This is a genomic window from Mixta sp. (genome assembly GCF_024610815.1).
In the GTDB taxonomy this organism is placed as follows: Bacteria; Pseudomonadota; Gammaproteobacteria; order Enterobacterales; family Enterobacteriaceae; genus Mixta; species Mixta calida.
The window spans coordinates 1-13463 of the sequence record NZ_JANION010000073.1 but is presented as its reverse complement, the minus strand read 5'-3'; the positions used below and the strand labels follow the sequence as shown (position 1 = coordinate 13463).

The following is a 13463-nucleotide window of genomic DNA, read 5'->3' as shown; positions in this document are numbered from 1 at the left end:
GGATAGATCGTTCGGTAGTTCATGCTTTATCCAGCCCAACGACGGTTTCAACCCTGGAAAATCAGGGCTACGCCTTGTTGCAAATGTAATATGTTCGACCTTTTGATGACAACATCCTGATTTAAAGGAGTAATTTTTATGCGTCCCGTATCTTATATCGTCGTCGCGGCTCGGGCCGGTTTTATCGGCGGTAATGTGCTTCAGGCACCACAGCTCTATGACAAAGTGACCAACCATTTTAGCAACAAAACGGAACCGGCTGATTTTTGGTCAACCCCGGCAATTGAAGGCTATGGCAAAATCCACTATGTCGATACGCCGGCCTACAATCCGCGTAACGATCCGAACCTCAGCAACAAAATCGTTTTCCAGCTGAATAAAAACGATGGCGATATCAAAGATCCGCACCTGGGTCTGGAGCGCGTCGCGCGTGTGGTGAACCTCTATTACGCTGCCGGCATTCCCTTGAAAAAGCTTGATTTCGTGGTCTCCATGAACGGCGACGCCGTTATCGCCGCGCTGAATAATGAACAGTTCCACAAAGCGTACGGCATCGATAACCCGAACCTGAAGCTGATTAACGAGCTGGAAAAAGCGGGCGTAAAAGTGACCGTCTGCGATCAGTCTGTGGCTTTCCATCATATCGATCGTGAGTGGATCGATAAGTCGGTCACCCATACCATTTCCAGCGGCACGACGGTCGCCACCCTGCAAAATCAGGGCTATGGACTGTTAATGCTCTGATTGCTCGTACCGCTTTCTGTTACAAGGGCGCCGTCTTTAACGGCGCCTTTTTTTATCCGCGTCGGTAAAATCTCAGGTACAGGCCTGACCAGCAGAATTTTATCAATCGCCTCCGGCGGAGCGTTTTGCTGGCTGCTTAACCCGTGTACAATTGAGACGTGCATCTCACCAGGGCGCACGACACAACAAGCAGTAACAATAATAAAGCTCCACAAGGCGCAACATTAAATGATTAACCCAATAAAGGTGAGTCCATGCTAAGGCTGCTACGGCCGAAAACGGACTTACGGACGCTTATTACCCTGCTGGCGGTCGCCAGTATCGTTATCACCCTGGCTAATTCTCTCTATGCCGCCTGGCGTGTTCAGCGCGAGCAGCTGATTACGAATACGTTGGAAGCCAACCGCGTCTACGCCGCCAAGCTGGCCGCCACGACCGGACAGTTTTTCCAGCAGGCGCAGTTGCAGCTTGCCTGGTCTGCCGCTCAGATTGGCGCGCATTTTGACGATGAGACGCTGCTACAGACGGAAGTGGAGCGACTGCGGCAGCAAACCAACAGCTTTAACTCGGTGGCGGTTGTCGACGCTGGCGGCTGGGTGCGCGCCATATCGCCGGAATCGCTGATGTTAAAGGGCATGCACCTCAATTCCGCCAGTTCCCGTGAGGCGCTGGAGCGGCGCCTGCCGCTGATTGGGCAACCCAGTATCTCGGCAGCGAATAACCTCATCGTTTTTATCTCGCGGCCCGTCTGGTCAGAAACCGGCGGCTATCTCGGCTACGTCGGCGGCACCCTCTACCTGAAGCGCAAAAGCGCGCTTAACGAGCTGCTGCTTAGCCAGTTCTACCGCGACGGCACGCAGCTTTATGTGCTGGATCGCGATGATCGCGTGCTCTATCACCAGAACAGCCAGCTGGTCGGCAAAAAACTCGCGCCGCTGCTGCATCAGGAGGCGGGCGCTTACGCCAGCAGCGGCTATCAGGAGATAACCAATGAGAAAGGCGAACCCGTGCTGGCCGGTTATGCGCACGTGCCGGATTCCGACTGGACTATCTTCGCCGTTAAGCCGACGCGCATTACGCTGGCGCCGCTCAGCAGTCTCCTTTTTCAGGTCGTGCAACATTCCCTGCCTTTGGCTCTGCTAACGCTGGCCGCCGCCTGGCTGCTGGCGCGGCTGATCGCGCTGCCGCTGTGGCATCTGGCGCGTAAGGCGAGCCAGATGGATGAACAGGATGCCGCGCTGGAGATTAACGGCGTGCGATCCTGGTATTTCGAGGCGGCGCAGATTAAACGGGCGCTGCTTTCCGGTGTTGGCCTGCTGCACAATAAAATCGGCCAGCTGAAGTCGGAAGTGCAGACCGATCCGCTGACCCAGCTGCTTAACCGGCGCGGCCTGCATGCGGTGCTGGAATATTTCTCCACCACCCGGCAGCCTTTTGCCGTACTGGCGCTTGATATCGATCACTTCAAACGGGTCAACGACACCTGGGGACACGATGTGGGCGACAGGGTTATCCAGCAGACCGCGCGCCAGCTAAAAAGCTGCGCCCGCCAGACGGATGTGGTCTGTCGTAGCGGCGGCGAAGAGTTTCTGATGATTCTGCCCGGCGCCGACGAGGGGACCGCGCTGGCGCTGGCGGAGCGGGTGCGCGCCGCCACGCAGCAGCACGCCATCGAGCCGGTTGGCGAAGTGACGCTGTCGGTTGGCGTCAGCTGCTGGCTCTCCGACAGCGAAACGCTCGAAGAGAGCTTCCGCCGCGCCGATGAAGCGCTCTACCGCGCCAAGCGCGCAGGACGCAACTGCGTGGTCGCCGCTTCCTCAGCGCATAATGAAAGGCGCGCCTGGCGATAAAGGCTGCACCAGCGTTCAGGTAATTCTGTCTTCTGGCGCGCATTTCAGTACAATCGTCCACCTTGTTAATACAGGGAAGGGAATGCCATGCTGGCTCTTCTTATTCAATGGTATCGCCGTCGCTTTAGCGACCCGGAAGCCATTGCTCTGCTGGTGATTTTGCTGGCAGCGTTTTTTATTCTGTTCTTTTTCAGCGATCTGCTGGCGCCGCTGCTGGTGGCGCTGGTGCTCGCTTATCTGCTGGAGTGGCCGACCGTGCGGCTTGAGCGCCTGGGCTGCTCGCGCAGCTGGGCCACCACCATCGTGCTGGCCTTTTTCGTCGGGGTGTTGCTGCTGTTCGTGCTGGTGGTAGCGCCGGTCGCCTGGCAGCAGGGCATTAACCTGCTGCACGACACGCCGAACATGCTGAACCAGCTCTATCTCTTTTCCGCAGAACTGCCGGCGCGTTTTCCGGCGCTGGCCGATGCCGGGATTGTCGATATCGTGATCGATAACCTGCGCAGCCGTCTCTCCGGCGTGGGCGAATCGGTGGTGAAATACTCCCTGGCGTCGCTGGTGGGGCTGATGACGCTGGCTATCTATCTGGTGGTAGTACCGCTGATGGTTTTCTTCCTGCTAAAGGACAAACAGCAGATGCTTGACGCGGTGCGCCGCGTGCTGCCGCGCAACCGCGGGCTGGCGGGGCAGGTCTGGAGCGAGATGAATCAGCAGATTACCAACTATATTCGCGGCAAAGTGCTGGAAATGGTGGTGGTCGGCGTGGCTACCTGGATCGCCTTTGTGGTGCTGGGGCTGAACTACGCGCTGCTGCTGGCGGTGCTGGTGGGGCTGTCGGTGCTAATCCCTTATATCGGCGCGCTGGCGGCGACGCTGCCGGTAATCTGCGTCGGCCTGTTTCAGTGGGGGCTGGGCAGTGATTTCTGGACGATGATGGTGGTCTATCTGATCATCCAGGCGCTGGACGGCAACGTGCTGGTGCCGGTGCTTTTTTCCGAAGCGGTCAACCTGCATCCGCTGGTGATTATTATGGCGGTGGTGATTTTCGGCGGGCTGTGGGGATTCTGGGGCGTGTTTTTCGCCATTCCGTTGGCGACGCTGATTAAAGCGGTGGTGCACGCCTGGCCGGATACCCTGCGCACGGAGCCGTAGACGATGGTCGTGGCGTCGTTGACGCCACGCACGGCCTCAGGCGGACTTCAGGTAATCCATAACGATGTCGTAATGGTTGCTGGTTTTGAAATCGTCGAACACTTTTTCAATGGTGCCGTTGGCGTCGATCAGAAAGCTGATGCGGTGAATGCCGTCATAGGTTTTACCCATAAAGGTTTTCTCGCCCCAGACGCCGAACTGCTCGCTGACCTCATGGTTTTCATCCGAGAGCAGGGTAAAGTTCAGCAGCTCTTTTTCTGCGAAGCGCGATAGCTTTTCCGGCTTGTCGGTGCTGATGCCCAGCACTTCCACACCCGCTTTTTTCAGCTCGTCCATATTATCGCGCAGGCCGCACGCCTGCACGGTGCAGCCGGGCGTCATCGCTTTAGGGTAGAAGTAGACCAACACGCGCTGTCCCTGGAAGTCGGTCAAATTTACTTGTTCGCCGTCCTGATCGGGCAAGCTAAATTTCGGTGCGGTGTCACCGGCTTTCAGTGGATTCATCACTACTCTCCATTTTTTCGTCATGCTGAGGATAATTCACGACGCTAATAGTGCCTTGCGCATGCAGTTCTGTACATAGGGCATGAAACGCCTGCTCAATTAATGTTGCGTCCCGATGCGCCGGGCTGTGCGCGGTGATTTGAATATAGAGTAAAGGCGGCTGGTTTTCTTGCGATGGCTGCGTGCGCGAGACCAGTTCCGCGATATGCATCTGGTGCGAGTCGAACAGATCGGTGAAACGTTCGATGATGTGCGGCGAGTCATTGACCTCTACCTGCACCCAGACGGTTTCCGGCATCGGCGGCCTGCTGCCGGCGTTGGTGCGCTTCATGACGATCAGCAGCTCCAGTTCGGCGCCCTTTAGCGGCAGCGTGGATTCGATCAGGGTAATGGCGTTCCAGCTGCCGGAAAGCAGCATAATAAAAGTGAACTCATCGCCGAGCATCGCCAGACGGCTATCTTCGATATTACAGCCGCAGCTGCTGACATGACGGGTAATGGTGTTCACGATGCCGGGACGATCGACGCCCAACGCCGTGATGACCAAAAAGTGTTGCGGTGTCTGCGGCAAAATAGGTCTTCCTGTGGGGTAAGCTGATAAGTAACAGTTATAACCCGTAGGTAAACATAAAAAATACCCTCTGCCAAGCGCTCCCGGCCTCTGTTCGCTTGCTTTTCCCCGCCGGTCAAACGTACCATGAAGCACTTGTTTGTCGAGGGGATAGCCAATGTTCACGGGAAGTATTGTTGCGCTCGTTACGCCAATGGATGACAAAGGTAATGTCTGCCGTACGAGCCTGAAAAAACTGATTGATTATCATGTCGAGAGCGGAACCTCCGCCATCGTTTCTGTGGGAACTACCGGCGAATCCGCAACGCTGAGTCATGATGAACATGGCGACGTGGTGATGTTGACGCTCGACCTTGCCGACGGCCGCATCCCGGTCATCGCCGGCACCGGCGCGAACGCCACCGCAGAAGGCATCTCTCTGACCAAACGCTTCGAAAACTCCGGCGTGATCGGCTGCCTGACCGTGACGCCATACTACAACCGTCCGACGCAGGAAGGGTTGTATCAGCACTTTAAAGCGATTGCGGAAAGCACTGAACTGCCGCAAATGCTCTATAACGTCCCGTCGCGCACCGGCTGCGATATGCTGCCTGAAACGGTTGCGCGTCTGGCGAAAATCAAAAATATTATTGGGATCAAAGAGGCGACCGGGAACTTATCGCGCGTCAGCCAGATCCAAGAGCTGGTTGATGATGAGTTTGTGCTGGTGAGCGGCGACGACGCCACCGCGCTCGACTTTATGCAGCTGGGCGGCCACGGCGTGATCTCCGTGACGGCGAACATCGCCGCGCGTGAAATGGCCGAGCTGTGCCGTCTGGCGCGCGAAGGCAACTTCGCCGAGGCGCGTCATCTTAACCAGCGCCTGATGCACCTGCATCAGAAACTGTTTGTTGAATCTAATCCTGTTCCGGTGAAATGGGCCGCGAAAAAACTGGGATTAATCGCGACCGATACCCTGCGTCTGCCAATGGTTCCGTTATCCGGGGCAGCGTGTCCGGTTGTGGAGCAGGCGCTGAAAAACGCGGGTCTGCTGTAATTTAGGGAGAGTTGATGGCTTATTCAGTAAAAAAGTCCACGGTAGCGACTATCGTTGGGCTGTCCACGGTAATGCTGCTGGCGGGTTGCTCTAACGATCAGCGCTATAAGCGCCAGGTCAGCGGGGATGAATCTTATTTGCAGGCGGCTGAGCTGCAGGATTTACGCGCGCCGGCGGGGATGATTCTGCCGCTGCAAAACGGCGATTATGATGTACCGCACGCGGCCGGCAACGGCGCGGTCGGCAAGCAGCTGGACATTCGTCCGCCTGCTCAGCCGCTGGCGTTGATAAACGGCGCGCGCGCGCAGTTCAGCGGCAATACCGGCGTGCTGATGATGGAGAACAGCCGCAGCGGTTCCGTCTGGCCGCAGGTGGTGAACGTGGTGCAGTCTTACCGCTTCCCGATCGCCAGCCAGCAGGACGCCAGCCAGCAGCTGACGACCGACTGGGTCGAGTGGAACCGCGCCGATGAAGATAACCAGTACCGCGGCCGCTATCAGATCAGCGTGCAGCAGCAGGGTTATCAGCAGGCACTGACGGTTAAACTGCTGCAGCTGCAGCAGGCGGGCAATGATGTTTCCTCGCCCACGCAGATCCAGCGTTATACCGCGCAGATGCTGAACGATATCAGCACCGGCCTGGATAAGATGGAAACCGCCGCGCAGGACGCCGCCGCCAGCCGCAGCGCTTCGCAGATCGACGTGCAGAGCGGCGCCGATGACACCGGCCTACCGAATCTGATCCTGCGTGCGCCTTTCAATGTCTCCTGGCAGCGTCTGCCAGCCGCGTTGCAGCGCATCGGCATGGATATCACCGACAGCAACCGCTCGCAGGGCAGCATGAAGGTGACCTACAAAGCGCCGGGCGACAGCACCTGGGATGAGATCGGCGCCAAAGATCCGCAGCTGCCGAACGGCGACTATACGCTGCAGGTCGGCGATCTCGACAACCGCAGCAGCCTGCAGTTTATCGACCCGAAAGGCCATGTCCTGACGCAGTCGCAAAACGACGCGCTGGTGGCGGTCCTTCAGGCCGCGCTCAGCAAGTAATAAAAAAAGGCCGGAAAATTCCGGCCTTTTTTATTTTATCTTTGGCATAATAGCGCGCAGCGACGTAAACGATTGCGTGGCGCGGTCAGGCCTTTCACTATTTACCATGTTTGGAGTTTATCAAGATGCAAAAGCTAGCTGAGTTGTATCGCGGCAAAGCGAAAACCGTCTACAGCACCGAAAATCCGGATCTGTTGGTACTCGAGTTCCGCAATGATACGTCAGCAGGAGACGGGGCGCGTATCGAACAGTTCGATCGCAAAGGCATGGTGAACAACAAGTTTAACTACTTTATCATGCGCAAGCTGGAAGAGGCGGGCATCCCGACGCAGATGGAAGCGCTGCTCTCTGATAACGAAGCGCTGGTGAAAAAGCTGGAGATGGTGCCGGTTGAGTGCGTGGTGCGCAACCGCGCAGCGGGTTCGCTGGTAAAACGTCTCGGTGTGGAAGAGGGTATGGTGCTGAATCCGCCCTTGTTCGATCTGTTCCTGAAGGATGACGCCAAACACGATCCGATGGTCAATGAATCCTACTGTGAAACCTTCGGCTGGGTGAATAAAGAGAACCTGGCGCGTATGCGCGAGCTGACCTACAAAGCGAATGACGTCCTTAGCAAGCTGTTCGATGACGCCGGACTGATTCTGGTCGATTTCAAGCTGGAGTTCGGCCTGTTTAAAGGCGAAGTAACGCTGGGCGACGAATTTTCGCCGGACGGCGCGCGCCTGTGGGATAAAGAGACCATGGCCAAAATGGATAAAGATCGTTTTCGTCAGAGTCTGGGCGGCGTGATCGAAGCGTATGAGGAAGTGGCTCACCGTTTGGGCGTGAAGCTCGACTGACAGCGCTTTTTCCGGCCGACGCGCAGCCGCCGTCGGCCACTCCTCCTTCGTTGTGCCCGTCCTTTTTTTCCGTTACCCTCCCATCCGGCGCGACGCGCTCTGGTTATTCAGCGTCGCCGCGACTAGAATTTGCCGTATCCGCCACAGTGAAAAACAGGGGAAGGTTATGCGTTGGCAAGGGCGTCGCGAGAGCGACAACGTAGAAGATCGTCGAAGTCAGTCACCCACCGTGGGCGCCGGACGTATGCGTATTCCGCGCGGCAAGGGCGGGATTATTTTGCTGGTGATTGTGATGGTCGCTGGTTATTACGGCTATGACCTGACGCCGCTGCTGACCGGCGGCGAGCCGGTCTCGCAGCAGAGCAGTACGCAGCGCGTCAGCCCGCAGGATGATGAGGCGGCGAAATTCACCTCTGTTATCCTTGCCACGACGGAAGATACCTGGCAAAAGCTGTTTACCCAGATGGGCAAGCAGTATAAAGCGCCGCACCTGGTGATGTACCGTAACGCGACGCGCACCGGCTGCGGCACCGGCCAGTCGGTGATGGGCCCCTTTTACTGTCCGGCCGATGAAACCGTTTATATCGATCTCTCCTTTTATGATGAGCTGAAGAACAAGCTGGGCGCCGACGGCGATTTTGCGCAGGGCTATGTCGTGGCGCACGAAGTCGGACACCATGTGCAGAAGCTGCTTGGCATCGAACCGAAAGTGCGTCAGATGCAGCAGAACGCTTCTCAGGCTCAGGTTAATCAGCTTTCGGTGAAGATGGAGCTGCAGGCGGACTGCTTCGCGGGCGTCTGGGGCCACTATATGCAGAAAGAACAGGTTCTGGAGCCGGGCGATCTGCAGGAAGCGCTGAACGCCGCTGAAGCGATTGGCGACGATCGGTTGCAACAGCAGAGCCAGGGCCGCGTTACGCCCGACAGTTTCACTCATGGCACCTCTGAACAGCGCTACAGCTGGTTTAAACGCGGCTTTGACGGCGGCGATCCCGGTCAGTGCGATACCTTCGCCAGCCGCTAAATCGTGAGTCTGGAAACGCTTACCGCCGAGATGCGGCGTACCGGCATTCGGCGGCTGGCGGTGTTATCCGGCGAGGCAGAGTGGTGCCGCCAGCAGGCGCAGCAGTGGCGGATAGCGCTTTCTGGAGAGTGGATAACGCTCAGCGAGGCCAGCGACCTGGCCGACGCGTTGCCGCCCTCCGCCCTGCGCAACCTGCTGGGACAGGAGTTCCGCCACGCCATTTTTGACGCCCGTAACGGGTTTCACAGCGAAGCGTTCGCCGCGCTGGTCGGCACGCTCAGCGCGGGCAGCTGGCTGCTGCTGCTGACGCCGCCCTGGACGACGTGGCCGCAGCGTCCCGACAGCGATTCGCTGCGCTGGAGCGAATGCGATGCGCCCCTCGCCACCCCGCATTTTATCCACCATCTGCAACGTCACTTTCTGACCGACGCGCAGGTGCTGCTGCATCAGCAGCATCAGCCGCCGCGCTGGCCGCCAGCATTGACGCTCAGCGACTGGCAGCCAGGCGACGTGCGGCAACAGCAACATCTGCTGGCAAAGCTGCTCAGGGCCGCGCCCGGCATTCATGTCTTAACCGCCGCGCGCGGGCGCGGCAAGTCCGCGCTGGCCGGTATGCTGCTCCGACAGTGGTCAGGCCGCTGTCTGGTAACCGCGCCCGCCAAAGTCTCCACGGCGGTGCTGGCGCGTTTTGCCGGCGAGCGCTTCGCGTTTATCGCGCCCGATGCGCTGTTGGCGGACGATATGCAGCCGGACGCCGACTGGCTGATTATCGACGAGGCGGCAGCCATTCCTGCGCCCCTGCTGCAACGACTGGTCACGCGCTTTCCTTATGTTTTGCTTACCACCACCGTACAGGGCTATGAAGGCACCGGACGCGGCTTTCTGCTGAAATTTTGCGCCTCGCTGCCGCAGGCGCGCTTTTATCAGCTGGATGCGCCGCAGCGCTGGCGGCAGGACGATCCGCTGGAGAAGGTCGTGAATGCCGCGCTGCTGCTGGACGAGGCGCAGGAGGATCGCGTCGCGTCAAAAGCGGCGATCGCGGTGATCCGCTGCGATCGCGACCGCGATCCGGCCCGCCTGTTGCGTCTGTATCTATTGCTGACCAGCGCGCACTACCGCACCACGCCGCTCGATTTTCGACGCATGATGGATGCGCCGGGCCAGCGCTTTTTCGCGGCGGAAAACCCTGATGGCGATATCGCCGGCGCGCTGTGGCTGGTAGAAGAGGGCGGGCTTTCCGCCGAGCTGGCGCAGCAGGTATGGGCCGGACTGCGGCGTCCGCGCGGCAGCCTGGTCGCGCAGTCGCTGGCGGCGCACGCGGGCTTTCCGCAGGCGGCGCAGCTGCGTTCGCAGCGCGTCAGCCGCATCGCCGTCGCGCCGGGGCTGCGTCGGCAGCGCATCGGCGGCCGTCTAATCGATGCCGCTGCCGCGCAGGCATTGACGCAAGGGCTGGACTATCTCTCCGTCAGCTTTGGTTTTACCGATGAGCTGTGGCGTTTCTGGCAGCGCAGCGGCTTCAGGCTGGCGCGTATCGCCACCCAGCGGGAAGCGAGCAGCGGCTGTTACAGCGCGATGGCCATTTTACCGCTGAGCGCGGCCGGGCGGCAGTTGATCCAGCAGGCGGAGCGGCGGCTGGCGCGCGATCTTTACTGGCTCCAGCCGCTGCTGGACGAAACTATTCCCCTGACGCCCGACGCCAGTCAGCCACTGGATGACGAGGACTGGCGCGCGCTCGCGGGTTTCGCCTTCGCCCATCGCGCCTTCGAGGTCAGCCTGCCCGCCCTGGGACGGCTGCTGCTGGCGACGGAAAGCGTCGGTCTGGCGCTGCATCAGGCCATTATTCAACGTCGGTCGCCGACCGCGCTGGCTGCCGCGTTTGGGCTGAGCGGCCGCAAGGCGTTGCTGAATCACTGGCGCGAAGAGGCGGGGCGGCTGATGCGGCAGCAGGACGCCGGGCGTTGTGACAGAGAACGGCAGAGCATCGCCGAATTGAGAGCTAGCGCGGAATAATAAGACAACGGCACCTCTGACACAGAGATGAAAGCGGGCAGGCGTGAATCATCATCTACGCTTAAAGGGAAGAGAGGAGATGATATGAATCTGAGCTATGTTGTCGTACAGAATCCATCCACGCCGCCGCAGCAGCTGTTTCTGCTCTACCACGCCGCCGGCGATAACCCGGTTGCCATGGGCGAGATTGGCGGCTGGTTTGCCGAGGTTTACCCTCAGGCGCTGGTGATCAGCGTCGGCGGCCCGGAACCGGGCGGTCAGGCGCCGGGCCGTCAGTGGTACAGCGAAACGGCTCTGAACGACGCCAGCTTACAGCAGCGCGTGGATGAAGCGATGCCGCAGTTTCTGCGGTCGGTCAGCGAGTGGCAGCAGCAAACCGGCATTGCGCCAGAGGCCACGGCGCTGATTGGGTTTTCTCAGGGCAGCGTCATGGTGCTGGAGGGCAGCAAGGCGCAGCCGGCGTTGGCCGGTCGCATCGTAGCGTTTAGCGGACGCTACGCCAGCCTGCCGGAACAGGCGACGGCAAAAACCACTATCCATCTGATCCATGGCCAGGACGATGAGATCTATCAGGCGGAGCTGGCGCAGCAGGCGGCGGCGCGTCTGACCGCGCTGGGAGGCGACGTGACGCTGGATATTGTTGAGGACCTGCCACACGCTATCGACCAGCGCAGTATGAATCTGGCGCTGGATCATCTGCGCTATACCGTGCCGCGCCGCTACTTTGAAGAGGCGTTAAGCGGCGGTAAGCCGAGGGAGAGTGATGTTATTACGCTGATGTAAGGCGGGGAAGGGGCAGCCACGCTGCCCCTGTCGGGACTATTTCTTCTTGTTTGGCCAGTCGTCATCATCGTCCCACTTATCGTTGAAATCGCGATGGGGCGGCAGATCGGGCTTATTAGCCATATATTTCTTATGGTCGATACGCTTCAAATCCTTATAGACGTTCATCAGCACGCCGACCAGCAACAGGATCACAATGATCCACCAGTACTCTTTTACCCATTCCATGATGGCTCCTCCTGAGGGACGCTTATGCGATCAGTTGTTCCATAATGCGTTGATACATACGGCTCAGCAGCTGCAGGTCGGACGCCTTCACGCACTCATTAATTTTATGGATGGTGGCGTTCACCGGGCCCAGTTCAACCACCTGGGCGCCCATGCGGGCGATAAAACGGCCATCGGAAGTGCCGCCCGTGGTCTGCAACTCAGGCCTGGTTTCAGTATAGTGCTCAACGGCGTTGATTACCGCATCCACCAGGCGGCCGCGCGAGGTCAGAAACGGCTGGCCGGAGAGTTTCCATTCGAGCGTATAGGGCAGCTGGTGACGTTCCAGCAGCGCCTCGACGCGCTGGCGGATATCGCTGTCGGTCAGCTCGGTGCTGAAGCGGAAGTTGAACTGGACGAACAGCTCGCCCGGAATCACGTTGTTGCTGCCGGTGCCCGCCTGCACATTGGCGATCTGCATGCTGGTCGGCGGGAAAAATTCGTTGCCGCGATCCCATTCGGTGGCGACCAGTTCGTTCAGCGCGGGCAGGGCGCGATGCACCGGATTATCCGCCAGGTGTGGATAGGCGACGTGGCCCTGCACGCCATGGATCGTCAGGTTAGCGGTAATCGAGCCGCGACGGCCGTTTTTCACCACGTCGCCCACCTGCACGGTGCTGGATGGTTCGCCTACCAGACAGTAATCAAGCCGCTCGTTGCGCGCCATCAGATGTTCCACCACCTTGACAGTGCCGTGCGTGGCGTTCGCCTCTTCATCGGAGGTAATAAGAAACGCCAGGCGTCCGCGATGATGCGGGTTAGCGGCGACAAAACGCTCCGCCGCCACTACCATCGCCGCCAGCGAGCCTTTCATATCGGCGGCGCCGCGCCCAAACAGCATGCCGTCGCGGATAGTGGGCTCAAAGGGCGGGTTGATCCAGCGGCTGACGTCACCGGGCGGCACCACGTCGGTATGACCTGCGAAGGCCAGAGTTTCGCCCTGTCCGCGCCACGCCCAAAAATTTTGCGTATCGGCAATGTTAACCGGCTCGACAGTGAAGCCAATCTTTTGCAGGCGTTCAATCATAAGCGCCTGACAGCCGGCATCGTCCGGGCTGAGTGAAGGGCGACGAATGAGCTGCTGCGCCAGCTCAATGACCGGACAATACATATTATGACTTCTCCTGAATAAACTGCTGGTAGTCGGTTTCGTTAAAACCCAGCAGCATAGATCCGTCTGCGGCGGCGAGCAATGGCCGTTTGATCAGCGCGGGCTGCGCCAGCATCAGTGCCGCCGCCGCGTCCGCGTTGTCGATGGCCGCTTTTTCCTCTTCTGACAGCTTGCGCCATGTCGTGCCGCGCGTGTTCAACAGCGCCTGCCAGCCCAGCGTAGCGATAAAGTGTTGCAGTCGTTCGGCCGTTAACCCATCCGCGCGGTAGTCGTGATAAAGATGCTCGACATTCTGCGCGTCCAGATAGCGACGCGCTTTTTTGATCGTGTCGCAATTTTTAATGCCATAGAGGGTAAAAAGAGCAGGTGGCTGATTTTGTGTCATTTTTGGTCTCATTTTTAAAAATATCTTTAATGAATAATGCCTTACCTTGTGGTTCCGATCCAGAAACCCTTCCCGGCGAAGCAGAGCAAAACGTTTGATAAAGCGTTTCAAACCTCAGGAATTATTTAATTAATCATTAAA

General features: G+C 58.8%; 14 protein-coding genes and 1 pseudogene. 10 read left to right on the top strand and 5 right to left on the bottom strand.

Features of this window, described 5'->3' with window-relative positions:
* From MYY08_RS04450 to MYY08_RS04435, 4 genes and pseudogenes are all read left to right on the top strand, one after another.
* Positions 1 to 89 (top strand): annotated as a pseudogene (locus tag MYY08_RS04450) (DsrE family protein); the annotation flags it as partial.
* A gap of 49 nt (positions 90 to 138) precedes the next feature.
* Positions 139 to 744 carry a DsrE family protein gene (locus tag MYY08_RS04445; RefSeq protein ID WP_288013459.1) on the top strand — a complete coding sequence of 202 codons (606 nt, stop codon included), beginning with the start codon at positions 139 to 141 and terminating at the stop codon, positions 742 to 744.
* 254 nt (positions 745 to 998) lie between these two features.
* Positions 999 to 2594, top strand: a complete 1596-nt coding sequence (locus MYY08_RS04440; RefSeq protein WP_038624783.1) for a sensor domain-containing diguanylate cyclase — start codon at positions 999 to 1001, stop codon at positions 2592 to 2594.
* An 87-nt stretch (positions 2595 to 2681) separates the two neighbouring features.
* Positions 2682 to 3743 (top strand): AI-2E family transporter, encoded by a 1062-nt coding sequence (locus MYY08_RS04435; RefSeq protein WP_038624785.1) that lies wholly within the window; start codon positions 2682 to 2684, stop codon positions 3741 to 3743.
* Positions 3744 to 3779: 36 nt separating this feature from the next.
* Here the strand turns inward: MYY08_RS04435 and bcp are convergent, their stop codons facing one another.
* Complete coding sequence (bcp, locus tag MYY08_RS04430) at positions 3780 to 4247, bottom strand: thioredoxin-dependent thiol peroxidase (protein ID WP_038624787.1); 468 nt, start codon at positions 4245 to 4247, stop codon at positions 3780 to 3782.
* The gene (locus MYY08_RS04425; RefSeq protein WP_038624789.1) at positions 4225 to 4818 is read right to left on the bottom strand and encodes a glycine cleavage system transcriptional repressor; all 594 of its coding nucleotides are present in this window, start codon (positions 4816 to 4818) and stop codon (positions 4225 to 4227) included. Before MYY08_RS04425 ends, bcp begins: the two co-directional genes overlap by 23 nt.
* 157 nt (positions 4819 to 4975) lie before the next feature.
* On the opposite strand from MYY08_RS04425, the gene dapA reads away from it, so the two are divergent.
* From dapA to ypfH, 6 genes are all read left to right on the top strand, one after another.
* Positions 4976 to 5854, top strand: coding sequence for a 4-hydroxy-tetrahydrodipicolinate synthase (gene dapA, locus MYY08_RS04420; RefSeq protein WP_084970858.1), 879 nt, complete (start codon positions 4976 to 4978; stop codon positions 5852 to 5854).
* Positions 5855 to 5868: 14 nt separating this feature from the next.
* A complete protein-coding gene (gene bamC / locus MYY08_RS04415) occupies positions 5869 to 6903 on the top strand; it encodes an outer membrane protein assembly factor BamC (protein WP_038624793.1) in 1035 nt (344 codons plus the stop codon).
* A 125-nt stretch (positions 6904 to 7028) separates the two neighbouring features.
* Positions 7029 to 7742 (top strand): phosphoribosylaminoimidazolesuccinocarboxamide synthase, encoded by a 714-nt coding sequence (gene purC, locus MYY08_RS04410; protein ID WP_038624795.1) that lies wholly within the window; start codon positions 7029 to 7031, stop codon positions 7740 to 7742.
* Positions 7743 to 7908: 166 nt separating this feature from the next.
* Entirely contained in the window at positions 7909 to 8766 is an 858-nt protein-coding gene (gene ypfJ / locus MYY08_RS04405) for a KPN_02809 family neutral zinc metallopeptidase (RefSeq protein ID WP_084970859.1), read from the top strand.
* A complete protein-coding gene (locus MYY08_RS04400) occupies positions 8767 to 10776 on the top strand; it encodes a tRNA(Met) cytidine acetyltransferase TmcA (protein ID WP_376782892.1) in 2010 nt (669 codons plus the stop codon).
* A gap of 84 nt (positions 10777 to 10860) precedes the next feature.
* Positions 10861 to 11559 (top strand): esterase, encoded by a 699-nt coding sequence (gene ypfH, locus MYY08_RS04395; protein ID WP_038624799.1) that lies wholly within the window; start codon positions 10861 to 10863, stop codon positions 11557 to 11559.
* 36 nt (positions 11560 to 11595) lie between these two features.
* Here the strand turns inward: ypfH and MYY08_RS04390 are convergent, their stop codons facing one another.
* From MYY08_RS04390 to MYY08_RS04380, 3 genes are read right to left on the bottom strand one after another with little or no spacing between them, the layout of a single operon-like run.
* Positions 11596 to 11787 carry a YpfN family protein gene (locus tag MYY08_RS04390; protein WP_038624801.1) on the bottom strand — a complete coding sequence of 64 codons (192 nt, stop codon included), beginning with the start codon at positions 11785 to 11787 and terminating at the stop codon, positions 11596 to 11598.
* Between the two features lie 22 nt (positions 11788 to 11809).
* Positions 11810 to 12937 (bottom strand): succinyl-diaminopimelate desuccinylase, encoded by a 1128-nt coding sequence (dapE, locus tag MYY08_RS04385; protein WP_038624803.1) that lies wholly within the window; start codon positions 12935 to 12937, stop codon positions 11810 to 11812.
* Between the two features lies 1 nt (position 12938).
* The gene (locus tag MYY08_RS04380) at positions 12939 to 13322 is read right to left on the bottom strand and encodes an ArsC family reductase (protein ID WP_038624805.1); all 384 of its coding nucleotides are present in this window, start codon (positions 13320 to 13322) and stop codon (positions 12939 to 12941) included.
* Positions 13323 to 13463 lie beyond the last annotated feature (141 nt).

Excerpts from the sequence above, each read along its gene's own strand:
- MYY08_RS04445 (WP_288013459.1), top strand. The coding sequence starts at position 139 with ATGCGTCCCGTATCTTATATCGTCGTCGCGGCTCGGGCCGGTTTTATC.
- MYY08_RS04440 (WP_038624783.1), top strand. The coding sequence starts at position 999 with ATGCTAAGGCTGCTACGGCCGAAAACGGACTTACGGACGCTTATTACC.
- MYY08_RS04435 (WP_038624785.1), top strand. The coding sequence starts at position 2,682 with ATGCTGGCTCTTCTTATTCAATGGTATCGCCGTCGCTTTAGCGACCCG.
- bcp (WP_038624787.1), bottom strand. The coding sequence starts at position 4,247 with ATGAATCCACTGAAAGCCGGTGACACCGCACCGAAATTTAGCTTGCCC.
- dapA (WP_084970858.1), top strand. The coding sequence starts at position 4,976 with ATGTTCACGGGAAGTATTGTTGCGCTCGTTACGCCAATGGATGACAAA.
- bamC (WP_038624793.1), top strand. The coding sequence starts at position 5,869 with ATGGCTTATTCAGTAAAAAAGTCCACGGTAGCGACTATCGTTGGGCTG.
- purC (WP_038624795.1), top strand. The coding sequence starts at position 7,029 with ATGCAAAAGCTAGCTGAGTTGTATCGCGGCAAAGCGAAAACCGTCTAC.
- ypfJ (WP_084970859.1), top strand. The coding sequence starts at position 7,909 with ATGCGTTGGCAAGGGCGTCGCGAGAGCGACAACGTAGAAGATCGTCGA.
- ypfH (WP_038624799.1), top strand. The coding sequence starts at position 10,861 with ATGAATCTGAGCTATGTTGTCGTACAGAATCCATCCACGCCGCCGCAG.
- MYY08_RS04390 (WP_038624801.1), bottom strand. The coding sequence starts at position 11,787 with ATGGAATGGGTAAAAGAGTACTGGTGGATCATTGTGATCCTGTTGCTG.
- dapE (WP_038624803.1), bottom strand. The coding sequence starts at position 12,937 with ATGTATTGTCCGGTCATTGAGCTGGCGCAGCAGCTCATTCGTCGCCCT.
- MYY08_RS04380 (WP_038624805.1), bottom strand. The coding sequence starts at position 13,322 with ATGACACAAAATCAGCCACCTGCTCTTTTTACCCTCTATGGCATTAAA.